This is a genomic window from Rhodococcus mengyinensis (assembly GCF_048381435.1).
Taxonomy (GTDB): domain Bacteria; phylum Actinomycetota; class Actinomycetes; order Mycobacteriales; family Mycobacteriaceae; genus Rhodococcus_F; species Rhodococcus_F opacus_D.
Window position 1 is genome coordinate 40,583 of the sequence record NZ_JBLWIT010000129.1, and the last position, 25,299, is coordinate 65,881.

Consider the following 25,299-nt stretch of genomic DNA (forward strand, 5'->3'; position numbering starts at 1 on the left):
CCGGGTTAGCACATCGACTTCGGCCTACCGGGAGCACGGGGCGGTCGCCGCTGCTGCTCGATGTACTGCCGGATGATCGAGATAGGTGCCCCGCCACACGACGCGGCGAAGTAGCTCGGGGACCAGAGGTGTCCGTTCATCGAGTGTCGGTTCACCCATCCGCGGTACTGGTCGCGCAGGCGGCGTGCGGAGACACCTTTGAGGCTGTTCACCAGCTTCGAGATTTGGATGGTCGGAGGGTATTCGATCAGCAGGTGCACGTGGTCGCCCTCCCCGTTGAACTCGACCAGCCGAGAACCGTAGTCGTCGCACACGCTGCGCATCACCTGTTCGCAGGTGGTCAGCAGCTCGTCGGTGAGGACTCCGCGCCGATACTTGGTAACAAAGACCAAGTGGACGTTCAGGGCGGAAACAACGGAGCGGCCGCGTCTGTATTCAGGTTCAGAAACCATAGACCAATGTTATTTCTTTGGGTGTGCAGTTGCGATACCAGTACCGCGTCCGTCCGACGCCCGGTCAGCAGGACATGCTGGCCCGGTCGTTCGGGTGTGCGCGGGTGGTGTTCAACGACTGCCTGCGCATCCACCAGGACGCGTATGCGTGCGGGGTGAAGCTGTCGGATACCGCCGTGCAGAAGCAGGCAGTCACCGCAGCGAAGAAGACTCCGGAGCGGGCCTGGTTGGGCGAGGTCGCATCGGTGGTGCTGGTGCAGGCGTGTCAGGACGCGCGGCGGGCGTACCGAAACTGGTTCGACTCGCTCTCCGGGAAACGGAAGGGCCGCAAGGTCGGCGCGCCACGGTTCCGGTCCCGCCGGGACAATCGGCAGGCGATCCGGCTGACCCGCAACGGGTTCTCGATTCGCCCGAACGGGAAGCTGTACGTGGCGAAGGTCGGCGAGTTGGAGGTCGCCTGGTCCCGCGATCTGCCCTCGGAACCGTCCTCGGTGACGATCATCAAGGATGCAGCGGGCCGGTACTTCGCGTCGTTCGTGGTCGAGAGCACCGACGAACCTCTGCCGCCGGTCGATGCGGAGGTCGGTATCGACCTCGGGTTGGCAACGTTCGCGGTCCTGTCGAACGGCAAGACGATCAGCTCGCCGAGGTTCCTGCGCCGTGCAGAACGCAAGCTCGGCAAGGCGCAGCGAGTTCTGTCGCGCAAGGAGAAAGGCAGCAACAACCGGGTCAAGGCACGTATTCGCGTCGCGAAGGCCCACGCCAGGGTGTCCGACGCTCGCAAGGACTGGGCGCACAAGCACTCCACGGCGATTATCCGCGAGAACCAAGCGGTGTTCGTCGAGGATCTGTGTGTCCGGGGGCTGGCGCGGACACGGTTGGCGAAATCGGTCCACGACGCCGGGTGGGGACTGTTCACCCGCATGGTGGAGGAGAAAGCCGCCCGCTACGGGCGCACCTTCGTCAAGGTGGACCGGTTCTTTCCGTCGTCGCAGATCTGCTCCCAATGTGGGGTCCAGGGCGGCCCGAAACCGCTCTCGATCCGGGAGTGGGCATGCACGGCGTGCGGCGCGGTTCACGACCGCGACGTCAACGCCGCGAAGAACATCCACGCCGCAGGACGTGCGGAGTGGCTAAACGCCTGCGGAGGGGCCGTCAGCCTTCCCTCCTAGAGGGAAGCGAGCCCCAATGAAACAGGAACCCACCCAAGCGGCGCGCAGCGGCGCAGAAGGAATCCCGGTCGTTCACAGCCGGGAGGACGTCAAAGACGATCTGTGTCCGCGGCGTCGACATCGACGGAAATTTGCATCCCGGTGGACGCGGTCACGTCGACCGCCCCGACCGAGCACAGCACCAACTCGTACGTGGCGCCGAGTCGATTGGCCTCCGTGAAGACCTCGGATGGACCGGCGACGTCGAGCATCTTCACGCCGTCGAACACGAGCACACCGACACGGTGGGGCACATCCATGAGCTCATCTTCCTCGCATCATGTTCTCAATGGACCGCCGGCGCGGACCCGCCACCGACACGTGGGGGCTATCAGTGTTACCGGTGATACTCGAACATCTGTACAGCAACACAATTCGGCCTGCGAGCTGTATGCCTTACCTCACCTGTCCGACAAGGTGTGCTGATGTTCGGGGGCCTCGTGGTCGTGGGCCGGGGGAGACCCCGAGGACGGAGAGTGTGCGACGCTCCTTGTCCGGCAAGGCGTCGGCCCTCCACTTCTTCACCGCCCGGTAGAGCCACTGGCCCACCTGTTCACCGTCTGCGGTGACATAGTTCGCGGGAACAAGTGCGTTACCGTGCTCTTCGCGGTAGGCGGCGATGGCGGTGAGCATCCGTCGTCGCTTGGCGTCGGTACGTGACACTGCCGGGAGTGGGACGTCGTCATCGCTCCACAGAAATCCGATTTCGTCGAGTTGCTCGATGCGCTGGGGCGGCAGTGTGCCGAGCATGCGGGCAATCCGCTGGCGGTCCTGCCAACGTCCCAGTCGGAAGCCGCATTCGGTGACGTAATCGGCCGGGACCGGAGTTCGGGGGTGCTGGTGCTGAAAGGCGCGGTAGAGCTGCAGTGCCGAGGTTGCGGGCCTGTTATCTCGCATCGAGATCGCATCCTTGTGAAAGCCGTCGAGCATTATCCGGATAGTCATCACTTCAAGTATGTCAACGAGTTTGACGATCTGTCACGAAAGTCGGCTCGTGTCGCCCCGGGAATGCAATCTCTGCCGGGGCAACGAGTGCCCGAATGTGGCGCTAGTCGTGGATGTCGACGGCGATTCTCGTCGGTTCTGTGAGAGTCGTGACCTGGAACTGCGGGTAGTCGGTACGGAGGCCGACGAACGACTGGGTGCCTCTCTCGTAGTTCGGTGTGAGGTGTACCTCGACCACGCTGTACGCCGCGGGGTCCGACAACGGATTCGGTCCGTTGTACGCGGCGATCCCACTCTCGGCCGAGGAGTCCGTGTCGAAGAAGTAGATCTGCAGGATCGATCGACCATTGAGTCGTGTCGCGGTCTCTTGACCGCGTTGCGTTGCCTCGGCGACGTATCCGGCGCGCCAGCCAGGCGCGTATGTGCCGCCGAAGTCGTAGACGATTCGATCGAATCCGTCGTGCCGCTCGATGTGCATGCCGCTGGCCGTAACTCCGGGGACGGGTGGAATTACCAGCGCTGTGGGCGGTAATAGTGGGATGTCGGTTGTCCTCGGGCCCGGTGTTGTCGGTGTGGGAGCGTCGGGGATACCGGGCCGCGCGTTCGGGTCCGTCGGTGGGGGAGGATCAGGTTGTTGGGGCGGGGCACCTCCGCCCGCCTGTGCGTCGGGGACCCTGCTCCACGGGATCGTTGTTCCTTCGACGGATCCCGTGTGCTCGGTGGTCGACTGGCAGCCCGCTGCCAGGGCGACGCATGCCATCATTGCCACGAATGGGATCCGCGTGCGCGTTTCGCCCCTCATAGTCTGGGTATCGCCTGGCGCGGACGAGATGTGACTCGGGCGAAGCTACGAGCAAGTAGCTGGTTCGTGACGCACGCGGAAGCGGAATCCAATCCGCTCCGGCCGCCGCGCCGCAGACGAGATCCTCGCCGAACCCGTCCTGAGCTCCGAGATGGCCCTGCCTTACGCGGGACACAGTGCCGATGGCCGTGGCCTCACAACTCCTCAGGTGGGCAGCTCCGCCCCGGACTGTTCGGCGGCCATGTACTCGGCGTACCAGTCGGGCCAGTTCGGGTCTTCTTCGCCGGTGCGCTCTTCGTGCCCGCCGTGGGCGGCCACCGCGCGCCGGAGCGCCGTCGCGAGGTCGCGTGCAGAGCCGAACGAGGTGACGGCGGTGTCGATGCGCCCAGGAAGCCTGGTCGTGACCTCTTGCAGCACCCAGGCATTGCCGTCGGGGTCGCTGACCGACGCCAGCGAGAAGTAGCTGCGACGGTCCGGGTCCAGCCCGTCGCCCGGGCCGTCCGTGCCGAGGTGGAACAGGGTCACCTCGATGCCGGCGGCGACCAGCTGGTCACGGGCAGCCTCGATGTCGGAGACGATGAGGTATCCCTTGGCGGAACCGGGTGCGGCTGTTGTGAGGTCGGCGCCGAAGTGGATCGAGGCGGCGGCGCCGGGCGGGGTGAACTGGACGACGCCGGAACCCGGCGGTGTGACGTCTTGTCTCCAACCGAGCCTGGTGTAGAACTCGGTGGCCCGGTCGACATCCGTGACGGGAATGACGACGACCTCCAGCTTCATGTCGACCGACGCGACCTGCGTGTTCGTCGAATCGTTGGTCTGAACTTCGTTTGTGCTCACGGGTTGCCTCTCTGGTTCTGGGGAATTGATCGGGAGTGGCGTCCCTCCAGCCACCCACGTTTCGTCGTGTGGCCATCAGAAAACGAACTGCTGCCCACCGTCGATGTCGTATGTCGCGCCGGTGAGCGCGGTGTTGCTCATGATGTGGACGGCCAGTGCGGCGACGTCGGCGGGTCCGACGACCCGGCCGATCGGAAGCGGTGTCCGCAATTCCTTCCGGCGCTCGTCCAGTCGATCTCCGAGCAGCGATGCCGGCAACGGGGTGTCGACGAAGCCGGCGGCGATGAGGTTGACGCGAACCGGCGCGAGCTCGAGCGCGAGGGCCGCCGTGAACGGGGGCAGTGCCGCGGTGGCGGCGGAGGCGATCCCCAGTCCGTGACCGATGCGCCGGCCGCCGGTTCCGCCCATCAGTAGCAGCGTGCCCCCGGGCCTCATCTTGCTCGCCGCGTTGCGCGCGACCTCGAGCCCCAGCACCACGTGACCGCTGAGTTGTTCGCGCACCTCATCGGAGTCCATCTCGAGCAGGGGTGCGTAGCGCGGGCCCCCGGCCGTGACCAACACATGGTCGATCGGGGTCGGCAGGGCGTGGAAGAACCTCGCCAAGGCGGCCGTGTCGTTGGCGTCGAAGGCTGCGGTGCGCTGCGTGCCGACATCTGTCGCTGCTTGCCCGAGCCGGTCCGGATTGCGGCCGGTGAGGATGACCTCGGCGCCCTCGGCCCGGGCGCGGCGAGCTGTCTCGAGGCCGATGCCTGCGCTGCCGCCGAGCACGACGACGGTTTGTCCGGCCAGTTCCGGTTCGCGCTGAATAGGGACTCGTTTGGTTTCGGTGGTCATGGTTTCTCCGATCGGTAGCGTCGGCTGCCGATGGCCGGGAAGCTTTGCGAACACGCTTCCTCCTCGGACCTGCCGCAGCCGTCGGCAGGACCGATCGCGGCCCCGGAGGACGCCGTCGCGATATGCAGTCGCCGATCGGCCTCCGCCTACGGAAATGCTTCTACAGTCGTCGCGGCCGGGCAAGGGCGGACGCACAGTGGGCTTCCGGGTGTGGAGCGGCGGCGAGCCTCAACGCCTCAAGGGTGGGCGAGCGGTGTCGCGTCGCGGGTATCGAGTATGGCTGTCATCACTGCGATTTCATTGCTCTGGTCACGGATCATCCCGCGTGCGATGCGGCGGATCGGTTCGGATGCAACCGCGTGGGTGGCTGCCTCGGCCATGTCGACGCCCCCTTGGTGGTGCCGAATCATGAGCTGCAGAAACAGTGTCTCGGCATCTGCTCCGCGCAGGCCGGCGAGCCGGGTGATCTCGCTGGTACTCGCTGCTCCCGGCATGGGCGCGCCGCCCTGGTCACCCATGGCGTGATCAGATCCGTGCATCCACTGCATCGGATTCGGGGTGGTGAACGGCTCGTCGAAGAGGTTGAGCCAACCGCGCATCGTCGCGATCTCGGAGGTCTGTGCGACGACAATCTGATCGGCGATGACCCGGATCTGAGGATCGACGTCCCGCGACAGCGTCTGGGCGATCAGCACGGCCTGCTCGTGGTGCACCGACATGTCCTGAGCGAAACCGATGTCCGCTGATGACAATTGCACCCCGTCGGGGCTCGTGTCGCGTTCCGATTGCAACCACATTCCGGCGGCGATCCCGGCGGCGCCGAACAGGATGGCGCTCAGCAATAGGACGAGGGGACCGCGGAACGACGAAGGCTTGGTGTCACTGCCCATAAGTCGACGCCTGATTCGCCGGTGGTTGATAAACGGTGTCGTCGAGCTGCAACGCCATGAAACCGTTGTCGCTGCACGAGGTCCAGATCTGGTTGCCGTGGAACTCCGGAGGCGAGAAGCACCAGTCCGCGGACAGGTCGCCGAACGCCACCATTCCGGCGCGCGGACCGAATGCGACCCGCGGATCCGTCTTGCCCTCGAAGACGGCGCGGGCGAGCGGAACGAAATTGAAGAGTGAGACACCGATCAGCGAGGACAGTGCGTGCGGTGAGTTGGTGAGCTGAACGTTCTTACCGGTCTGTGCCGGCGGGTTGTAGTAGGCGATCTCGCTGATGCGGCTCAGATCGCGAACATCGAACACGCGGATCCCGGACGATTCCCAGGAGCACGCGAGCGCGGTCGGGTCGGCTGGGCGGTCGACCACGCAGTAGTGCGGATCGTAGGAGAACACCGAGCCGCCTTGCGACGACCGAAGGTTCGCGGCGGAATTGGCCGGAAGCTGGATCTCGAGCTTGATCTTCTGCACGATCTCGGCGTGCGCCGGGTCGGCGACATCGAAGACCTTGATTCCGCCGCCGCCGGTTTCGTCGACGGTGAAGATGTAGGGCTTGTCCCCGTATGTGACCGGGATGCTGTGCTGATTGAAGAAGCCGTCGGTCCACAGATAGGTGGCGATCTGCGGGACGGTGGGATATGGGTCGCCGCGTTGCACCGCGCTGATGTCGAGGACGGTGATCCCACCGAGATTCGACAGGTACATCCGGTTCCCGTCCGGGGTGATGCCGAATCCGTGCCCGCCGAGTCCGTGCAATCCCTGCCAGATGATCCGCGGCTCGGCCGGGTTTCTGATGTCGATGGCGGTGAGGAATCCCGGTGCGGGCCCGGACACCCAGTAGGTGTTGCCGTCCGGGGAGAAGCCGCCTTCGTGGGAGATGAACGGCAGCGGCATCGTGACGTCGGTACCGGCACCCCGGTTGAGCAACCGGGGGTGGGCGCAGTCGGAAATGTCGTAGACGGAGAAGTAGCCGGTGCCGGCAGCGATCGGCACCGCTGTGGCCGCGAGCAACTTGCGTGCCTTGTTGACCTTCAGACTTTCCCAGGTTCCGCCCAGCATCGCCGGTTCGTTCAGGGTCGTGGACAACACCGGCTGTGCAGGGTTCGACACGTCGAGCACCTGTACGCCCGGCGTTGTGGGGTTGAGCAGGTTCCCGGGGAAGAACGTGCTGGTGTAGGAGCAGTGGTCGTAGGTCACCGACAGCAGGCCACCACCGCGATCCTGCAAGCCTCCGACCAGCGACATGTTGCATCGATAACCCTGGGTGCTGCGGCCGTTGTTCCGGTCCTCGGCCGGAACATCGCCCTGCATACCCGTTTCCGGCAGCGAACCGGGACCGCAATTCGCCCGCGGAACGGCCGTCGAACCGACATCGTCGAAGAAGAACGTGTCGGCTGACGCGATGGCAGGCATCGGGCTTGTCGCGACCCCGAGGACGGCCGAGACGGCCAGTGCCGCGGTCGCCACACCTCGCCGGGCACTTCCTGGCCGCTTCCGCGCGATCCGCATCGAGATCTCCCCTGCAGTGTGGTCTCAATCACGGGAACGCTAGCAACCCGTACTCGAGTTCACATACAAATTGGCCAACTTCGCAGAACTGGCCGACGGCGAGTGAAAGGTATGGCGAGATTCGATGCGTCGGTCGGATCCCTACACTGTCACTCGTGCGAATCGCGACCTTCAACGTCAACGGGATCCGCGCGGCGCAGCGGCGCGGATTCGAGGACTGGCTGGGCGACCGCGGCCCCGATGTGGTCGCGCTTCAGGAGGTGCGCGCTCGTGCCGAGGCCATCCCGCCGGGGGTGTTCGGCGACTACCACCTCACGTACGACGAGGGCGACGTCGCGGGCCGCAACGGTGTCGCGGTTCTGACCCGGCGTGCGCCCATCGCAGTTCGGACGTGGAGTGGTACAGCGCTGATGCGCGTGCCGGGTGAAATGCACACCGACAGCGTCGAACTGGATCCGGAGCCGTTGGCTCGGGGTCTGGCAGAGTTCGCGAAGCAGGGCCGGTACGTCGAGGTCGACCTGGCCGATGCGCCGATCACCGTGGCATCGATGTACCTGCCGAAGGGCGGTCTTCCGGCCCACCTCCAGAAGCCCGGACGCATGCGGGAGGCGCCCGACGGCGGAGCACGCTACGACCGCAAGATGCGTTTCCTCTCCGCGTTCGCGCGACAACTGACCCGCTCGCGGCGCACGGCACGCGCACGGGGCAGGGAGCTTCTGCTGATGGGTGACCTCAACATTGCGCACACCCGTTCCGACGTACGGAACTGGCGGCGCAGCAATCAGGCCGAGGGGTTTCTGCCGGAGGAGCGCGAGTGGTTCGACTCGATCCTGTCGCCGCGCACCCTCGTCGATGTCGTCCGGCGACAGCATCCAGGCGTCGACGGTCCGTACTCGTGGTGGTCGTGGCTGGGGCAGTCGTTCGTGAACGACATCGGCTGGCGCATCGACTACCACCTCGCGACGCCGGACCTGGCTCGAGCGGCGGTCACGGCCGGCACCGACCGGGATCCGGCGGCCGACCGCCGGATGAGCGATCACGCTCCGGTCGTCGTGGATTACGACTTCTGAGCGGTCCGGGCTCCCCGCGCGGCGAGGACAACCGGAGACTCAGGTGGTCAGTTTCATGGACAGGAAGGCCAAGGTCGCCCCGAACTCTCGGATCTCGCTGGGCTGGTCCGGCTGACATGCCCATTCGATCAGGTCTCGATCGGCCACCAGGTCGGCGGCGCGACGGCGGGACTCGTCGGGGTCGGGCGGTGTTGCCCGGAGCGCATCACCCAACCGGCTCAGGGGTTCGACGAGAGGGATGAGCTCGGAGGGAGGGCGGTTCTCAGGCGTGAAGACCCGCTGAGCGCTCTTGATCACCGTCATCGCCGCGAGCCACGAACCTTCCCAGGTACCTGCCTGGTCATTCGGTGGGTGCATAGCGTCAGCGTAGACATCGTGCGTCGAGTCTCGCGGCGACTGACCTGAAATCGTGGATTGATCGATCTACGGCTGTGCGACCACGGTGTTCCCGTTGTCGTCGGAGCAGTTGATCGTGTAACCGGTCTCCGCGGATTCCGGGTCTCCCGAGAGGCGGCATTCCCACCCGTCGAAGCTGTACACCGGTTCGCTCTTGTCAGGTGCCGCGAAGTACTTCGTCAGCATCGTGTGCGCCTCGTCGCAGCGGAGTGTGCCCTTCACGATGACCACCGTCGCAGGTTTTCCCGTCTCCGGATAGACAACGGGGCCACACTGATTCGATCCGCGGGCCTGCTGGGGGAGCGGGGCCGGGGTGGGCGCGATCTGCGGTGGGCTCGCGCTGGGGAGGCTCACGGGTAACGGGGTGAACTCGAACGTATAGCCGCTGGTGGAGATGGTGAATCCCTTGTCCGTCGCATCGTCCCTGCAGGAGACGCCGGAGAACTGCACATTGCAACTGAATCCGTCGATCGCCAGCGTGGTGTCATAGGGAAGGACGTTGGCGTTGCCGGGAAAGACAGCCTGGTTCCAGTTCTGGAAGCTTGGCTCCTTCCCCGCCTCGACCGCGATGAGGTTCGCCTCCGCCGGCGGGCCTCCGTCCGGCGAGGCGATCTGTGGAGTCCCCGGCACACCCAATGGCCCCGCGGTGGGATGAGAGGCGCATCCGGCCAGATTCTTCGTGGGAATTATCGCGCACAGCCATTTCCCTGACGGTGTGACGAAGCCGTAGGAATCGGCTTCCGGGTCGCTGGAGGCGTACTCCTTCGCATCGACACCGTTGACCGGTGCCTCCGTTGGCGGTGCCTCGCTGGAGGCACTCGGTGCGGCCGATTCGGTGCCCTCGGTCGACGATGCGTCCTGGGTGCAGGCCGCGAGAAACAAGGACGAGACACCGGCGATCGATGCCAGCGCCGCCGCGGGCCGAAGTCGAATCCTGGTCATGAACCACACCCCTTTCTCCTCAGTCTGCCGGATCGATCGGATGAGATGTTCCCACGAATACCGGTGTGCCGCGTGGCATCGATCGATCTGCGTCGAACACTGCAGGCGATAAGGGACCGGAGGTGTCGAGAAGGTCCACCCAGGTGTCGCATCACCCCACCCTGTGGTGATGGTGCCGAATCCGGATCCCCGCGAGGATCGATCCCGTGTTCCTCGAACTGTCCGGACTCGCGGGCGGCACCCGGTGAGTCTTCGCGCGCAGAGCGCGACCGCCCTGGTGACCGCCGCACTGGCTGTCGCGGTGGTCGCATCCGTCGACTGGCAGTTGTGCCGGGGCGAGTTCAGTCCGACGGAATTGGCGTTGTTCGTGATGGTCGGAGTGGTGTTCGTGGCGGCCGGCCTGGTGGCCAAGTGCCACCGACCGCAGGACAACCTGGGGTGGCTGCTGGTTGCCGCCGGGCTGCTGTGGCTGGTGAAGGGCTTTCGGCTGTCGACGGTCCCGGTGCTGTTCACGGCGGGCGCGGCGCTGACCAACATGTACATTGCGGTGCTGATCCAACTCGTGTTCAGTTTTCCCTGGGGTCGGTTGCGCCACCGGTGGGAGCGGTGGTTCGTCGGCGGAAGTTATGCGTACTACGCGGTCGCCGTCGTGTCCGAGCTTGCGTTCCTCGACACCCACCGCATCAGCCCGGCCCATCCGCCGTCGTTGAATCTGCTCTTGGTGAGTGACGACCCGAGGGTCTTCGCGGCGCTGCAAGTGATGTTCGGCGTGGTGGGGATCGCCCTCGGTGTGGTCCTGATCGGCGTGGTGATCGCCCGATGGAGGTCGGGTTCACCGGCCTATCGGGCCGCCGTGGCGCCGCTGTGGATCGCCGCTCTGCTCGGGACCGCCGCAACCGCCTGGACACCGCTGGTCTCCGTGTGGGTGCACAGCCCGCAGCATGCGTGGACGCTGCTTCTGCGATATCCGTCGACTGCGCTCATTCCGCTTGCGGTGCTGGTCGGGATGTGGCGCTACCGAGTCGCCCGAGCCGCGGTGCGCAACCTGATGATCGAGATCGATACCGCCCCACGCGGTGACGGCGTCATCGACGCGCTGCGGGCGGCATTGCGCGACCCGGATCTGGCGTTGTGGTCGTTCTCCCGCGCCCGCGACGGGTATGTGGACGCGCAGGGGCGTCCCCAGGTTCTGCCACCGAGGAATGATCCCCGTGAGGCCACTGCCCTCATCCGCGACGGCGTCCTGGTGGGGGCGTTGGTGTACGACCGGGCGGTCGCCGACCAGCCGAGGCTTCTGGCGGCTGTGCGCGCCGCGACCACCCTGGCGCTGGACAATCAGCGACTGCACGGCGAACTCGAGGCGCAGATGGCGGAGGTCCGCAGGGCCCGTGCGCAGACCGCCAAGTACCAGGGGTCACCCACTCGCCGGTGCTAGAATCTTGGGCATTGTCGCAGGTCCAGCAGTTGATGTCCTCGCATCTTCCTGTCGGAGTCCCCCGGCCGAGGAGGCCGTCCCATGGCTGAGTCATCGGTACTACCCGCGGATCTCGGCGGCAGCCCAGATCTCGAACGCATCATCCTCGAGCACGCCTATCGCGGCGCGTATCTCCAGCTCGCACTTCGTGGTGTTCTGGTGCTCTTTATCGCGTTGACGCTGGCGTTCGTCCCGCCCATGAACGACGCGGGCGTGTGTGTCGCGGTCCTGGTTTGCTACGCACTCTGGTCCGGCGGCCTCGCGCTGTGGACTCGTCGAGGAGGTCCGGGGCCGGTGAATGCGATGTGGCTCGCCCTGTTCGTCGACCTCGCGGTCCTCGGTTGCCTCACCCTGTTGACTGGTATTGCGGCACAACAGAGTTGGACCGCAGACATCCTGAGCAACGGTTTGTTCGTGATCCCGCTACTGGCCTCCACGCAGCTCCGCCCGGGGGTCTGTGCGTCCGTGGTCGTGCCGACGGTCTTGGTATTCCTGGCCGCGAGCTGGGCGACGATGGCGTCGAATGAAGAGCCCTGGTCCTCCATCCTGCTCAGCACGATGGCCCTCGCCGTCCTCGGTGCGGGCGCCGTCATGCTCAGCAGAATTCAACGGTCCAGGGTGCTGACGATCGGTCACCTGGTGCGCGACCGCACCGCTCTGCTCGCGGAGTTGATGGGTCTCGAACAACGCGAACGACGTGCGTTGTCCGAGCAACTCCACGACGGGGCGCTCCAATTCGTCCTGGCCGCGAAGATGGACCTCGACGACCTGACCGGCAGTGCCGACCCGCAGGCGGTCGCTCGCATCACCCACGCACTCACCGAATCCGCAACCTTGCTCAGGGCGACCGTCTCTGAGCTGCACCCCACTGTGCTCGATCGTGTCGGTCTCGCTCGCGCCCTCGGCGATCTCACCCGCTCGGCCCAGGCGCGTGGCGGTTTCGAGGTTCAGCTCCTGACCTCGGAATGGGTCGACGACCTTCGCACGTCCGCTGATGATGTGCTGTTCAGCGCGGCACGCGAATTGCTCAGCAACGTGGTCAAACACGCGCAAGCCAGCAATGTCCGGGTCGAGCTGGCGCGGTGGGGTGAGCATGCCGTCCTCGATGTCACCGACGACGGGCGCGGCATCTCCCGAGAGGCGATCGACCGCAGCCTCAGCAGAGGCCACATCGGATTGACATCGCACGAACTCCGTGTCGTCGCGGCGGGAGGCAGCTTCTCAGTCCACCCCGGGCCTCGATCCGGGACGGTTGCGCACATCGAAATGCCGTTCGAGATCGTGACAGCACCCGATTCCCTCACGACGTCGGCGCACTAGCAGTTCGCGGGTCGCTGAGCTGCCGAGGTTCGGGCTACTCGACGCCGAGCTTGACTTCACCGTGGCCAGCACACTGGCGAGGGTGACTTCGGTGTTTTCTTTTCCGTCGGAGCAGGGCTGCGAGGGCGGCGTTGGCGGCGATGCGGTGCAGCCAGGTGTTGAAGTGGGACTCGCCAGGCCGGAGTGCTGCCAGGCACCCTCGAACTGAGCGCTCGGCACCTCCGGCTGGTTACCGGTCGGGCTTCCCGTGTCGGACGAGATGACCACCCCGCGGGCATCGTCGATGCCGGCGACCACCAGGAAGTGGTCCGGCTGATCGTCCTCGACGCTCTCGGCCCCGGGGGCCAGATCTCCCCGGCGTCAACCATCGCGATCACGCCGTACCCGTCCTCCGGGGCAGCAGCAGGTTCGGGGTGGGGGACCAGCTCCGGTTCGGGCTCCGCCGGCGGCAGGTCCGACAAGTCCGGTTCCGGCGGGGGCGAGTGGCAGATCCGGGGCGGGTGCCGTTGGAGTAGGCGCGATGTCTTCCGACGGGAGGCTGGGGGCGTCGATGGTCTCGTCCTCGGGGAACACCGGGGAGGGTTCGTCGACGAATCCCGGGTCCAGTACGGGTTCGTTCAGTTCGGGGCCTGGGCCCCAGGGGACGCGTTGTGGTCCTCGAGGTCGGAAATGGTGTCGTCCATCGAATCGATCTCGCTGTGAGTCCAAGCAGAAGCAGCAGTGACCGCTGCCGCACGCCCGAAGTCTTTCGGTGCGTACGGCAGCGGGAAGTGGATAGGTCAGAAGAGGTCGTCGCCGGGGAGCGGTTCAGCGGGGCCGTCGAAGGTGCCGTCATACTCGGCGACGAGGCCCTGCGAACCGGTGGTGACCTCGTCGAGGATTCCGTCGTTGGTGGTGTCCTCCATCTTCAGGTCGAAGATCCCGTCACTGTCGGTGTCGACGAGCACGGTGTTGGGGACGTCTTCGCCGTCGCTATCGAGAATGAGGGTGTCGAACTGTCCGACGCCGGTGCTGTCGACGAGCGTGGTGTCGAGGTGCACGTCACCGTTGGTGTCGCGGTAGTACTCACGGACGACGCCGTCGGCGATTGCATCGGCCTGGACAACGTTGCCCTGCGCGTCGAGGATGCCCTTGGCGTCGACGTGCCGTCGTCGTCGAGATCGGTTGCGGCTCAGACCGTTCCGTCGGCCTGGGGATGAATGGCGGACACGTAGGTGCCGTTGCTGTCGGTGTCGAGGTGCTCGATCTGGTTGACGCCGTCGGTGGTCGTGTGGACGGTGTCGACGTTGCCGTCGCCGTTGAGGTCGCGGGGGGAGCGGTACGACTCACCGCTCGCGCCGGGGACATTTTCGGGTGCCGGGGCCGACTCGGTTCGAGGGTGGGCTCCGGTGCGAGTTCTGGCTCCGGCGCGACGGCGGAGGTGAAGGGACGCGTCCTCCGGGGACCCGGTCAGATTTGCGGTCGGTGCGGTCGGCGCGGCGGTGTCATTGCTGGAGGGGTTCGTCATCTTCTCGTCCTTGTCGGTCCGGTAAGCAGGGAGCCGATCTCCCTGCCTATGTAAGTGAGATGCCGACGATGACGGAAAAGTTCCCGTGAGTTCCCAACTATTTTCCCGACCGCGTGATTACCGGGCTGACCTGAGCATTTCGAGACTGACGGCGCTCAGAAGCGGCCCTCTGGGTGCATGCAGTCGCGATGCTTTCGCTAGCGTGGGCCCTCTATCCCGTTTGCCGCCCCTGAAAGGAAGATCCCCACCGGACGGATCAAACGGGTTTGCGCAGCTCAGCGAGTCTCAGTCAACGCCCCGCTTGCGGAACGTGCCGGTGCAGGTTCCGCTAACGGCGAGTGCTGCGACACTGTGGCCAAAGGGTGGGGATATTCGACAATGTCGTCCTCGGGGATTGGCGCAGGTAGACAAGCGCTCCGCACGTCGGGTCACCGACGATTGTCCGGTGTCAACTTCTCGAGCTTCGACGCCTGCGTCACAGCCCGCGGAGAGAGTCGCACCGTTGAATCAGGACGCCCGGGGTGTCATCCGAGACCCGCATCAATTCCAAGCGCGCCGAGTTCGTGACGGCAATCCATTGCACTGCGGTCGGAATGTTCGGCGACCGGGCTCCTCGACCAGTTCGCGTCGGCCCTGAGCACGACCACCCGATCTTCATACAACGACCGAGACCGAAGGAACCAGAATGAGCCGCTCCGACACCACCGAGACCATCATCGAGTTCGAGCGACTGAGCGAGATACTCGAGGGCCGCCGTCACCGCACCTTCCTGCGGGCCAGGAGCCGACGCCGCGTCGACGGCAAGGTTGTGCTGATCACCGGTGGGGCCCGAGGCATCGGTTCGGAGACAGCGAAGGCACTCACGGCCAAGGGCGCGCGGGTGGTCGTCACCGATGTCGACGCTGCCGCTTTGTCGGAGGTCGTCGCCGAGATCGGCGCGGACAAGGCCGTCGGTGTCGTCGCCGACGTCTGCGACCTCGCGGCGATGGAGGCGGCGGTGGCCCGGGGCGTCGAGAAGTTCGGTGGTATCGACCTGGTGCTCGCCAACGCCGGGATCGCCAGCTACGGCTCGGTACTCGGGGTGGATCCGGCCACGTTCAAGCGTGTCCTCGACGTTAATCTTCTGGGCGTGTTCCACACGGTGCGGGCGGCGTTGCCGTCCGTCATCGAGCGCAACGGCTACATCCTGGTCGTCTCGTCTCTGGCGGCGTTCGCACCGGCACCGGGCCTGGCGGCCTACAACGCGAGCAAGGCCGGCGCCGAGCACTTCGCCAACGCCCTCCGCCTCGAGGTCGCCCACCAGGGTGTCGATGTGGGGAGTGCGCACATGTCGTGGATCGATACCCCCCTTGTGCGGGAGGCCAAGGCGGACTTCTCCGCCTTCCGGCAGATGCTGAACTCGATGCCCGGCCCGCTGAGCAAGACCACCTCGGTCGAGGCCTGCGTGAAGGCGTTCATCCAGGGCCTGGAACGACGTCAGCGCCACGTGTTCGTCCCCGGCTGGGTCGGCATCATCGCTCAGCTCCGCACCCTCGTGAACTCGAGGATCGGCACCCATGTCACCCTCGCGCAGGCGTCCCAGCTCGTTCCCCGGATGGACGCGGAAATCGCCCGGCTGGGCCGCTCGACGAGTGCCCGCAACGTCGGCGCCGCGAGCTGACCCGACAAAACCACCTGGCAAGGCTGACGCCCATCGGAATTATCCGATGGGTGTCGGCGCATTCCCAGGCAATGCCGCGCCCAGCTACTGACGAATGTGCTTCCCCCAGAGGATGTGTCGGATATTTTCCTAGTCGATGCCGGGTGCGGTGCGGTCGGTATCCGATGCCTCACCGACGAGCTCGGCGAGGGCGAGTGCGACGCGCAGCTCGAGGGTGCGCTTGTCCACGGACCGTCCCAGTATTCCTTCGGCTTGCCGGAGCCGGTAGCTGACGGTGTTCTCGTGAACGCTGAGTCGTTTCGCCGTTCGGCCGCGGCTGCCGTTTTCGGAGAGGTAGACGCGTACCGTCGCGGCGAGCCGGCGGGTGGTGTCGTCCCCCAATGCCAATGAACCGAGCTCGCGTTCAACGAAGGCGCGGGCATGGTCGAGGTCTGCTGTGGCGAGCGAGCGCAGTGAGATGTCGTGGTAGCGGGTGATGCTGCCCGCGGGGCGCCCGGCCAGCTGGGCGATTCGCTGCGCTTGCAGGGCCTCGGCATGGCTGGCGCGAAACCCTGCGATGCCGCGGGCGGGCTCGCCGATCGAGACGCGGACGCCGGGCGCTGTCGCGGTCCGCAGCCGCAGCTCGTCCAGGACCCGGGACGGCACGACGCTCGTGGAGCTGATCCACGCTGCAACGGAAAGTATTCCGAGGGGATGGATGAGGGTCTTGCGGCTGCCGAGTGCGGTGGCGATGTCGCGGATGGCGGCCTCGAGCACGGTGAGGGTGTCGCGTCCCTCCTCCTGGCTGTCGAGCCAGGCGATGGCGCCGAGGTGCACCCGGCCCAGTTCGTGGCGCAGCCGCCGGCCCGCCACGTCGATGTCGATGGGCTGTCCGGACAGGATCGTTCTGATCGTCTCGGCCTGGGTGGCGGCGGTGCTGCGCAGCCAACGATCGCGTTCGGCAGCGTAGACCTCCTCGACCAGGCAGAGCGCGGCGTCGACATACGCGAACAGCCACGCCGACAACAGTTCGTTCGCGCGGTTCAGCTCGTCCGCGTCGGCCGCGTGGTTCGCGAGGATCGTGTTGAGGTGCGCAGACGTTGCGGCGTGGCCGAGCCGGTAGCTGCGTAGCAACGTGGTCAGTGGTATGCCGTGCCTTGCACCGTCCTGCGCGTAGGCGAGGGTCGCCGAGCCGAGGCTGGCGGCGTCCGCGGGGTCGGCGCCGGACTGCAGCACCTCGGCGAAGAGGCGGATACTCACTTCGGTGCTCGCCCGGTTCACCTCCAACGCCTCCGCGTTGGCGAGGAGTTCGGGCAGCCGCTCGCTCGTGTAGGCGGCGACCGCGTCGGCGAGCTCGGGGGCACGGGCGGCGAGTTCGACGGCCGCGGGTTGCAGGACCGTCGACCACAGCCGTCGCTCGCGCTCACCGCGGGCGCCCACCCAGCCGGGTTCCATGCATCTCACGCTATCGCTGCGCGTGTGGCGGTGGTGTGGATATTCGACAACAGCGGACCGGTTTGTTGGCGCGCACGGACAAGCACTCGATGGCCCTGGCCAGCGACTATTGATGCATGCCAAACAACGGAACCGAGCAGCTCCTCACCGGGGCCAGTATGGACGACTACCCGCTGACCCTGACGAGCATCGTCGAGCGCGCCGAGCGGTTTCACACCGACCGAGAGGTGGTGTCGCTTCGGCCCTCGGGGGCGATCACCCGCACCACTCTCGGTGCCTGTGCCGGGCGCGCCCGGCGCCTGGCCGGCGCGCTGACCGGGCTCGGTGTCCGCGAAGGGGACCGGGTGGCGACCCTGCTGTGGAACCAGAGCGAACACCTGGAGCTGTACTTCGCGGTCCCGGCCATGGGCGCGGTCATCCACACATTGAACCCCCGGCTGTTCTCCGACGAACTTGCCTTCATCGTCGACGACGCGCAGGACACGGTGATCGTCGTCGACGAATCACTGCTCGAGGTGTTCGACACCTTCCGCGCCGGGCACGATTTCGCCCACATCATCGTCGTCACGCACACCGGCGAGACCCCCGAGGGAATGCTCGACTACGAAACTCTGGTCGCAGACGGTGAGCCGGTGCAGTGGCCGGAGCTCGACGAACGCCATGCGGCGGCAATGTGTTACACGTCGGGCACCACCGGCCGACCGAAGGGCGTCACCTACACGCACCGGGCCCTGGTGCTCCATTCCCTGGTCGCGGCGCTGCCCGACCAGCTGGCGGTCTCGGCACGGGACACGATCCTGCCGGTCGTCCCGATGTTCCACGCGAACGCCTGGGGCCTGCCGTATGCAGCGGCTCTGGCCGGAGCGCGGCTGGTCCTGCCCGGGCCGCGTCTGGACCCGCACAGTGTGCTCGGCCTGCTCGCCGACGAGCACGTGACGATGACCGCCGGGGTCCCCACCGTGTGGATGGGCATGCTCGCCGCGATCGACGCCGAACCCGACCGATGGGACCTGTCGGCCCTGGACCGCTTGGTCGTCGGCGGCGCAGCGGTGCCCCAGTCGATGTTCGAGGGATACGACCGGCACGGGCTGACCGTCATCCAGGCCTGGGGAATGACCGAAACCGCACCGCTGGGCACGGTGTGCCGACTGCCGGGCAGCCTCGACGAAAGCGAGGCGGACGACCAGTACCGGTACCGCACCCGACAGGGCATCGCCAGCCCCTTCTTCGACATCCGCGCCCGCGACGACGACGGCCGGCTCATCGCGTGGGACGACGCCGCCATGGGCGAGCTCGAGGTCCGCGGCCCCTGGGTCGCGGCGAGCTACCACCGCGGCGAGGGCGCCGACAGCTTCACCGCCGACGGCTGGTTCAAGACCGGAGACGTGGTCCGCATCGACAGCCGTGGGTGCGTCCGGATCTGCGACCGGTCCAAGGACCTCGTCAAGTCCGGGGGCGAGTGGATCTCCTCCGTCGACCTGGAAAACCAGCTCATGAATCACCCCGCGGTCGCCCAGGCAGCAGTCATCGCCATACCCGACGACCGGTGGGGCGAGCGCCCCCTCGCAGTCGTCGCACTGCGCGCCGGGGCCGAAACCTGCGCGGACGAGCTACGTGAACACCTTGCCCAGGAGTTCGCCAAGTGGCAGTTGCCGGACCGCATCGAGTTCGTGGACGCGATCCCCTGCACCGCCACCGGAAAGTTCAAGAAGACCGCACTACGCGACCAATTCACCTCAGCCTGAACAACCACCCCACCCCAGGGTCGACCGACCCGCAACAGAAGGAACCCACCATGAGCCGCTTCGACATCACCCAGACCAACCGCGCCGTCGAACGATTGATCGAAACGACCGACAACAAGCGCCACCTCTACCTCCTGCACGCCTACAACCGTCACCGCTACCTGGAAATGGCCGGACGCTTCGAGGAAATCTTCGCCCCCGACATGACTGTCGCCAACCCCGTCTACCACTTCAACCTGCTCGGCACCACCACCACATTGGGGGGCGCCGACGCCGTCAAGGAGGTCTACCGCGAGTGGACCGGCACGGCCCAGTGCGTGTTCTACGTGGACGACGAGAAGCTTGCGGTCAGCGACCACATGATCGTCTCGACCTCGACGATGTACCAGCAGACCCCCGGCAGTGTCCTCGCGGCCGGCGGGGCACCCGTCGACCCCGACGCCACCTACCTGATGAAGTCCGCCGAGCACATGATCTGGCCCTACGACGACCAGGGCCGCCTGATCGGTGAGGACGTGTGGGAGTACGACGAATCGGTCCGCGAGATCATCGCGCTCGATCCGAGCGAGGTCCTCACCGTCGAGCAGTCCGCCGCGCTGCTCGCGCCGCTCATCAAACCCCTTCCGGCGTTGAACCCGTTCACCGCCTGACACAAGCGCACGAACATCGCGGCACCCCTCGACGACTGAAGTCGTGTTCGTCGAAGGGTGACCGCGAGCGAGGCTGCGATGCGCAGGCTCATCCCCCGCCGGCCACGGACGTTCGCCAATGAACGCGTGTCCGAACTACACGACATCGCAGTCCCCGCAATCGAAAGCGCACCAGTGACGTTGACAACCCCGATCACCAGTCCCGACGAGCACGCAGCACCGCTCGACCTCCTGCTCACCAACTCCACCCGCGGTATCGCCGGCCGAATGCTCCCGCGCGGCCCGCTGACCCGGCTCGGCGTCAGCCTCGCCAAGCAGCCCCGCACCCTCGCCGGACGAGGCTCCCTCCTCGCCCGCGAGCTGGGGGCCATTGCGACCGGAAAGTCCGCACGGGTTCCCGCGAAGAGCGACAATCGTTTCGCCGACCCGGCGTGGCACGCGAATCCCTTGCTGAAGCGGACCATGCAGGCCTACCTGGCGGCGGCCGACACCGCCGACGCCGTGTTCACGGACGCGGACCTGGACTGGCGGGACTCGGAGAAGGTGCGGTTCGCCCTCGACAACCTCGTCGAGGGTCTGGCACCGACCAACAATCCGTTGCTCAGCCCCCTCGGGTGGAAGGCGCTGATCGATACCGGCGGTCTGAGCGCGATCCGCGGACTGAAAGCCTTCGCCAGGGACATGGCCTCCCACCCCCGGGTCCCCGCGATGGTCGACCCGGACGCCTTCGCGGTCGGGGAGACCGTGGCCACGACCAAGGGGGCGGTGGTGCTGCAAACCCGGGCGTTCGAGCTGATTCACTACGCCCCGCAGACGCCCACGGTGCACGCGGTCCCGCTGCTGGTGGTGCCGCCGGTGATCAACAAGTACTACATCGTCGACATCGCCCCCGGCCGCAGCATGATCGAACATTTCCTGCAGCAGGGCCAGCAAGTTTTCACGATCTCCTGGCGCAACCCGCAGGCCCGGCACCGCGATTGGGGTTTCGACACCTACGGCGCCGCGATCATCGAGGCACTCGATGCGGTGCAGAAGATCGCCGGGACCGACAGTGCGCACCTGCTCGCCACCTGCTCGGGCGGCATCCTCGCGGCCATGGTCGCCGCGCACCTCACCGACATCGGGGAGGGCGAGCGGATCGCGAGCCTCGCGCTGGCGGTGACCGTGCTGGATCAGACCAACGCCGGTTTCGCGGCCGCCGCGATGAGCGACCGCGCGGCCCAGGCCGCCATCCGCACCTCCGCCGCCAAGGGCTACCTCGACGGCCGCACGATGGCCGAACTCTTCGCGTGGCTGCGGCCGACCGACCTCGTGTGGCGGTACTGGGTCAACAACTACGTCCAGGGCCGCTCACCAGCCGCGTTCGACGTGCTGTTCTGGAACTCCGACACCACCAGAATGGCGGCCGCCCTGCACAAGGACATGGTGCTGCTGGGGACCGGCAACAAGCTGACCACTCCCGGAGCCGTCACCATGCTGGGGACGCCGGTCGACCTGTCCACCGTGACCGCAGACTCCTACATCGTCAGCGGGATCGCCGATCACATCTCCCCCTGGCAAGCCTGCTACCGCAGCGCACAAATGTTCGGCGGCAAGGACAACCGATTCGTTCTCTCCACCAACGGGCACATCGCCGCCCTGGTCAATCCGCCGGGCAATCCGCGGGCCTCGTTCCGGGCCGGCAGGGTCGACGAGTCGAGCGCCGACGAGTGGTTCGAGTCGTCGGAGAAGACCAGCGACTCCTGGTGGTCCGACTACACCGGCTGGCTCGCCAACCGCAGCGGCCCGCAGATCGAGGCGCCGCACACCCTCGGTGGCCGCGACCTCCCCCCGCTCGCGCCGGCTCCCGGCACCTACGTCCACCACAACTGACCGCCGACCGAAAGACCACGATGACCACCCATCTCGACACCCCCACCGCCCTCTTGGATCTGTCCGGACACACACTCGGCACGACCAACTGGCTCGACATCACCCAAGATCAGGTGAACCGCTTCGCCGACGCCACCGACGATCACCAATGGATTCACACCGATCCCGTCCGCGCGGCCGAGGGCCCGTTCGGCGGCACCATCGCCCACGGCTACCTCACGTTGTCACTCGCACCGATGGTCCTGGCGGAAGTCCTCGAGATCGACGACACCACGGCCGCTCTCAACTACGGCCTCAACAAGGTCCGCTTCCCCGCCCCGGTACCGGTCGGAGCGCGGCTGCGCGCCACGGTCACCGTCACCTCCGCCCAGCAGAAACCCGCCGGCATCGAGACGGTGTTCGGACTCACGTACGAGGTCGAAGGCGGCGGGCGCCCGGCCTGCATCGCCGACGTCGTCGTGCTCTACCGGTGACGGCCGCCCACCCCGGGCCCGTCGAAGAGAGCCATATCGCGGCGGGCGGCCAGCGCATCAGGGTCAGCGTCCGCCGCGGCACCGGGGTGCCGGTCGTCTTGTGCAACGGCATCGGCGCCAGCTACGAGGTGCTCGACCCCCTTGTCGCGCAGCTCGACCCCGATACCACCGTCATCCGATTCGACGTCCCCGGCACCGGCGGATCACCGGTGTCCCTGGTGCCGTACGGCTTTCCGTACCTCGCCTGGATGCTGGGCCGGATCCTGACCCGGCTGGGCGTCGGCGTGGTCGACGTCCTCGGTCTGTCCTGGGGTGGGGCGCTGGCACAGCAGTTCGCGTTCCAGAATCCGCGGCGCTGCAGGCGCCTGGTCATCGTTGCCTCCGGGACCGGCATGCTCATGATCCCCGGCCACCCCCGGATCCTGGTCAAGATGCTCACACCCCGCAGATTCCGCGACCCCGACTATGCGGCGTCCATCGCCGGCGACCTCTACGGCGGCACCGCCCGCACGCAGAAAGACGACGTCGCCCAACTCTTCCTGAAGCAACTCCACCCCGGATCGAAAATCGGCTACACGCACCAACTCCTCGCGGGATCGGTCTGGACAAGCCTGCCGACACTACCGGCAATACGACAACGGACGCTGATCATCGCCGGAGCCGACGACCCCATCATTCCCGTCGTCAACGCGCACATCATGAAAACGCTTCTCCCACACGCCACCCTGCACCTCCACGACGGCGGACACATCGACCTGATCACCAACGCCACCGAACTCGCCCCAGTGATCGAGACATTCCGTCATACCTAAGAAACCAGCGGTAGCAGCAATACGGAGGGGACGACCGCGCCGGACAGGATGCCGAAGCCGATCTGTTGGCACACCAGGAGGACGACGGTCCCGCGCCGATCGCACCGACTCGGGCGAACGGAGCCATTCTTCATCCCCTCCACCGCTATTGGAGGTCGGCGTAAGGTGTGAAACACCTCATTTGCTCGATCGTGCGAAGCGGTGTGGGCGGTGTCGAATCATCGCATTGCCGGTCCTGAAGACGACGAGCTCTACCAACCAGCCGCGGCCTGTGGTGATCGGTTTCTGATCAACGGCCGGGACTGGGGCGGCGGGTTCTCGTTGGTCGAGCACCGTTTGCCGCCGAGGGTGCTTGCGGCTTCGTTGCACAGGCGCATTGATGGGTGTGCAGTGCTCGTCGATCGCGCGGATGTCAGACCGGACTTCCGCAGTTCGTAGGCATTTTCGTGCCTGCCGCGGAATGAAGGCGCAGGTCAGAGCGGTGCAGGGTGTCTGGAACGCGAAAATCTGTAGGCACACGACTTGCGGCGTGTCGGCTGGTGAAGCCGCATGCGATGTGGTGTTGTGTAGGTATGTACCTGCGGGAGACGCGGCGGAAGAACAAGGACGGCTCGGTGGTGTCGTATCTGCAGCTCGCGCACAACGAGCGGCACCCGGACACCGGCTCGCCGACCGCGAAGGTGATCCACAACTTCGGCCGCGCCGAGACCGTGGACCGGGACGGGTTGGCCCGGCTGGTGTCGTCGATCTCGCGGTTCCTCGCCCCCGACCAGTCCGCCGCGGCGTCGACCGCGGGCGGGGAGGTGGAGATCCTCGACTGCCGGCGCCTCGGCGGGGCGTGGACGCTGGACCGGCTCTGGGACCGGCTGGGGATCTCGGCGGCGATCCGCCGCGCCGCCGAGGGGCGGCGGCTCGCCGCCGACGCGGTGGAGCGGGTGATCTTCACCCTCGTCGCCCAGCGCGCGCTCGAACCCGGCTCGAAGCTCGCGGCGACCGGCTGGGTGACCGAACGCGTCGCCATCGAGCACATGACCGCGTTGTCCGACGATCAGGCCTACCGGGGCATGGACTTCCTCCTCGACGCCCTCGAGGAGATCGCCGCCGATGTGTTCAATTCCGTTGCGCACCTGTTAAACCTGGATTTGGACATCGTTTTCGTCGATACGACGAGCACCTACTTCGAGACCGAGGGCCCGGAGCGGGCCGATCCGCCCAGCGACGACGGGGCCGGTAACCCGGCCGAGTCCGGGGCGCGGGAGTTCGGCCACTCCAAGGACTTCCGCACCGACCTGCCGCAGGTGGTGATCGCGATGGCCGTCACCCGCGACGGGATCCCGGTGCGCTGCTGGACCTTCCCCGGCAACACCGCCGACACCGCGATCATCCGCACCGTCAAAGACGACCTGGACGGGTGGAACCTGCGCCGGTTGGTCTGGGTCGCCGACCGTGGTTTCGCCTCCGCCGCGAACCGAGCGTATTTGACCCGCGGCGGCGGGCATTACATCCACGCCGAGAAGCTGCGCCACACCAACACCGAGGCCGCCGCCGCGCTCGCCAGGCCGGGCCGCTACCACACCGTGGCCGGCAACCTGCGGGTCAAGGAGGTGCACGTCGCGCCCGGCGGTGACGGGGACGGCGACGGCGGCGCCCGGACCAGGCGATTCGTCGTCTGCCACAACCCGGACCAGGCGGACCGCGACGCGGCCGTACGGGAGAACCTCGTCGCGCACCTCGAAGAGCTGATCGACGGTTCCGACACCTGGACATCGCGCCGCCGCGACGAGCTGGTCGGCTCGCTCAAATCCAAGCCGGGACTGCGACGGTATCTGCGGCGCACCAACACCGGGCTGCTGCGCATCGACCACACGGCGATCAAGACCGAGGCCGGCCTGGACGGCAAGTGGCTGCTACGCACGTCCGACACCACCCTCACCCCGGAGGACCTGGCCGCCGCCTACAAGCAGCTGCTCGCCGTCGAAGCCGGGTGGCGCGACATGAAGGGCTCGCTCGGGCTGCGGCCGGTCTTCCACCACCGCGAGGACCGCATCCGCGCCCACGTCCAGTTGTGCTGGCTGGCGCTGCTGCTGATCCGGGTCGCCGAGACCGCCACCGGTGACACCTGGCGCAGCATCCGTCACGAGCTCGACCGGATGCACCTGGTCACCCTCGCCACCGACCACGGCCAGGTGGCGCAACGCTCCGCCGTCACCGCCGGGCAGCGAAAGATCCTTACCGCGCTCGAGCTGCCCGAACCGCCCCGGTTCTTCGACTTCGCCCCCACCGACGCGTAAGCGAGATCCCGCCAAAGCAAGGCCTGTAGTAACACGACCCCAACGCGGCCGCGCGGCGTCCCCGCACGTCAACACGCCTTTTCGCGGAATCGTGTGCCCATCAGCTGCGGAAGTCCGG

General features: G+C 66.7%; 24 protein-coding genes and 1 pseudogene. 12 read left to right on the forward strand and 13 right to left on the reverse strand.

The window, feature by feature from the left end:
- Positions 1 to 5 precede the first annotated feature (5 nt).
- On the reverse strand, positions 6 to 452 hold the full coding sequence (tnpA, locus tag ACNJ7E_RS30490; protein ID WP_418341690.1) for an IS200/IS605 family transposase: 447 nt from the start codon (positions 450 to 452) through the stop codon (positions 6 to 8).
- Positions 453 to 475: 23 nt separating this feature from the next.
- Here tnpA and ACNJ7E_RS30495 point away from each other — a divergent pair, with 23 nt between their 5' ends.
- Positions 476 to 1,624, forward strand: coding sequence for an RNA-guided endonuclease InsQ/TnpB family protein (locus ACNJ7E_RS30495; protein ID WP_418341706.1), 1,149 nt, complete (start codon positions 476 to 478; stop codon positions 1,622 to 1,624).
- Between the two features lie 92 nt (positions 1,625 to 1,716).
- On the opposite strand, the pseudogene ACNJ7E_RS30500 reads toward ACNJ7E_RS30495, so the two are convergent.
- From ACNJ7E_RS30500 to ACNJ7E_RS30530, 7 genes and pseudogenes are all read right to left on the reverse strand, one after another.
- Positions 1,717 to 1,923: pseudogene (locus tag ACNJ7E_RS30500) on the reverse strand (AraC family transcriptional regulator); the annotation flags it as partial.
- A gap of 136 nt (positions 1,924 to 2,059) precedes the next feature.
- Positions 2,060 to 2,560, reverse strand: a complete 501-nt coding sequence (locus tag ACNJ7E_RS30505) for a helicase associated domain-containing protein (protein ID WP_283352185.1) — start codon at positions 2,558 to 2,560, stop codon at positions 2,060 to 2,062.
- A gap of 151 nt (positions 2,561 to 2,711) precedes the next feature.
- Complete coding sequence (locus ACNJ7E_RS30510) at positions 2,712 to 3,086, reverse strand: AMIN-like domain-containing (lipo)protein (protein WP_283334031.1); 375 nt, start codon at positions 3,084 to 3,086, stop codon at positions 2,712 to 2,714.
- Between the two features lie 528 nt (positions 3,087 to 3,614).
- Complete coding sequence (locus ACNJ7E_RS30515; RefSeq protein WP_418341691.1) at positions 3,615 to 4,247, reverse strand: VOC family protein; 633 nt, start codon at positions 4,245 to 4,247, stop codon at positions 3,615 to 3,617.
- Positions 4,248 to 4,322: 75 nt separating this feature from the next.
- Positions 4,323 to 5,081: an SDR family oxidoreductase gene (locus ACNJ7E_RS30520; protein WP_418341692.1), complete on the reverse strand. Its 759-nt coding sequence runs from the start codon at positions 5,079 to 5,081 to the stop codon at positions 4,323 to 4,325.
- Positions 5,082 to 5,317: 236 nt separating this feature from the next.
- Positions 5,318 to 5,971, reverse strand: coding sequence for a DUF305 domain-containing protein (locus ACNJ7E_RS30525; RefSeq protein WP_280785156.1), 654 nt, complete (start codon positions 5,969 to 5,971; stop codon positions 5,318 to 5,320).
- On the reverse strand, positions 5,961 to 7,535 hold the full coding sequence (locus ACNJ7E_RS30530; protein WP_280785157.1) for an LVIVD repeat-containing protein: 1,575 nt from the start codon (positions 7,533 to 7,535) through the stop codon (positions 5,961 to 5,963). Before ACNJ7E_RS30530 ends, ACNJ7E_RS30525 begins: the two co-directional genes overlap by 11 nt.
- Positions 7,536 to 7,690: 155 nt before the next feature.
- Between ACNJ7E_RS30530 and ACNJ7E_RS30535 the strand changes: the two genes are divergently transcribed.
- On the forward strand, positions 7,691 to 8,605 hold the full coding sequence (locus tag ACNJ7E_RS30535; protein ID WP_280785158.1) for an exodeoxyribonuclease III: 915 nt from the start codon (positions 7,691 to 7,693) through the stop codon (positions 8,603 to 8,605).
- Between the two features lie 39 nt (positions 8,606 to 8,644).
- Here ACNJ7E_RS30535 and ACNJ7E_RS30540 read toward each other — a convergent pair whose 3' ends face one another.
- Together ACNJ7E_RS30540 and ACNJ7E_RS30545 are read right to left on the reverse strand one after the other, a co-directional pair.
- Entirely contained in the window at positions 8,645 to 8,962 is a 318-nt protein-coding gene (locus ACNJ7E_RS30540; protein WP_105413872.1) for a hypothetical protein, read from the reverse strand.
- A gap of 66 nt (positions 8,963 to 9,028) precedes the next feature.
- Entirely contained in the window at positions 9,029 to 9,943 is a 915-nt protein-coding gene (locus ACNJ7E_RS30545; RefSeq protein WP_418341693.1) for a hypothetical protein, read from the reverse strand.
- A gap of 244 nt (positions 9,944 to 10,187) precedes the next feature.
- On the opposite strand from ACNJ7E_RS30545, the gene ACNJ7E_RS30550 reads away from it, so the two are divergent.
- The 3 genes from ACNJ7E_RS30550 to ACNJ7E_RS30560 all read left to right on the forward strand — a co-directional run bounded on the left by ACNJ7E_RS30550 (position 10,188) and on the right by ACNJ7E_RS30560 (position 13,439).
- Positions 10,188 to 11,378, forward strand: a complete 1,191-nt coding sequence (locus tag ACNJ7E_RS30550) for a hypothetical protein (protein ID WP_418341694.1) — start codon at positions 10,188 to 10,190, stop codon at positions 11,376 to 11,378.
- A gap of 81 nt (positions 11,379 to 11,459) precedes the next feature.
- A complete protein-coding gene (locus tag ACNJ7E_RS30555) occupies positions 11,460 to 12,737 on the forward strand; it encodes a sensor histidine kinase (protein ID WP_418341695.1) in 1,278 nt (425 codons plus the stop codon).
- 183 nt (positions 12,738 to 12,920) lie between these two features.
- Positions 12,921 to 13,439 (forward strand): hypothetical protein, encoded by a 519-nt coding sequence (locus tag ACNJ7E_RS30560; protein WP_280785162.1) that lies wholly within the window; start codon positions 12,921 to 12,923, stop codon positions 13,437 to 13,439.
- A gap of 77 nt (positions 13,440 to 13,516) precedes the next feature.
- On the opposite strand, the gene ACNJ7E_RS30565 is transcribed toward ACNJ7E_RS30560, so the two are convergent.
- Positions 13,517 to 13,777: a hypothetical protein gene (locus ACNJ7E_RS30565; RefSeq protein ID WP_280785163.1), complete on the reverse strand. Its 261-nt coding sequence runs from the start codon at positions 13,775 to 13,777 to the stop codon at positions 13,517 to 13,519.
- A gap of 131 nt (positions 13,778 to 13,908) precedes the next feature.
- The gene (locus tag ACNJ7E_RS30570; RefSeq protein ID WP_283352161.1) at positions 13,909 to 14,244 is read right to left on the reverse strand and encodes a hypothetical protein; all 336 of its coding nucleotides are present in this window, start codon (positions 14,242 to 14,244) and stop codon (positions 13,909 to 13,911) included.
- A gap of 685 nt (positions 14,245 to 14,929) precedes the next feature.
- Here ACNJ7E_RS30570 and ACNJ7E_RS30575 point away from each other — a divergent pair.
- Complete coding sequence (locus ACNJ7E_RS30575) at positions 14,930 to 15,904, forward strand: SDR family oxidoreductase (RefSeq protein ID WP_418341696.1); 975 nt, start codon at positions 14,930 to 14,932, stop codon at positions 15,902 to 15,904.
- A gap of 129 nt (positions 15,905 to 16,033) precedes the next feature.
- Here the strand turns inward: ACNJ7E_RS30575 and ACNJ7E_RS30580 are convergent, their stop codons facing one another.
- Positions 16,034 to 17,338, reverse strand: coding sequence for a PucR family transcriptional regulator (locus tag ACNJ7E_RS30580; protein WP_418341697.1), 1,305 nt, complete (start codon positions 17,336 to 17,338; stop codon positions 16,034 to 16,036).
- Positions 17,339 to 17,454: 116 nt separating this feature from the next.
- On the opposite strand from ACNJ7E_RS30580, the gene ACNJ7E_RS30585 reads away from it, so the two are divergent.
- From ACNJ7E_RS30585 to ACNJ7E_RS30610, 6 genes are all read left to right on the forward strand, one after another.
- The gene (locus ACNJ7E_RS30585) at positions 17,455 to 19,083 is read left to right on the forward strand and encodes a long-chain fatty acid--CoA ligase (protein ID WP_418341698.1); all 1,629 of its coding nucleotides are present in this window, start codon (positions 17,455 to 17,457) and stop codon (positions 19,081 to 19,083) included.
- A gap of 50 nt (positions 19,084 to 19,133) precedes the next feature.
- Positions 19,134 to 19,733: a hypothetical protein gene (locus tag ACNJ7E_RS30590; RefSeq protein WP_418341699.1), complete on the forward strand. Its 600-nt coding sequence runs from the start codon at positions 19,134 to 19,136 to the stop codon at positions 19,731 to 19,733.
- A 174-nt stretch (positions 19,734 to 19,907) separates the two neighbouring features.
- Positions 19,908 to 21,605, forward strand: a complete 1,698-nt coding sequence (locus ACNJ7E_RS30595) for a PHA/PHB synthase family protein (protein ID WP_418341700.1) — start codon at positions 19,908 to 19,910, stop codon at positions 21,603 to 21,605.
- A gap of 20 nt (positions 21,606 to 21,625) precedes the next feature.
- Positions 21,626 to 22,078 (forward strand): MaoC family dehydratase, encoded by a 453-nt coding sequence (locus ACNJ7E_RS30600; protein ID WP_418341701.1) that lies wholly within the window; start codon positions 21,626 to 21,628, stop codon positions 22,076 to 22,078.
- The gene (locus ACNJ7E_RS30605) at positions 22,075 to 22,890 is read left to right on the forward strand and encodes an alpha/beta fold hydrolase (protein ID WP_418341702.1); all 816 of its coding nucleotides are present in this window, start codon (positions 22,075 to 22,077) and stop codon (positions 22,888 to 22,890) included. Before ACNJ7E_RS30600 ends, ACNJ7E_RS30605 begins: the two co-directional genes overlap by 4 nt.
- 572 nt (positions 22,891 to 23,462) lie before the next feature.
- The gene (locus tag ACNJ7E_RS30610) at positions 23,463 to 25,181 is read left to right on the forward strand and encodes an IS1634 family transposase (RefSeq protein ID WP_418340312.1); all 1,719 of its coding nucleotides are present in this window, start codon (positions 23,463 to 23,465) and stop codon (positions 25,179 to 25,181) included.
- Positions 25,182 to 25,299: the final 118 nt, after the last annotated feature.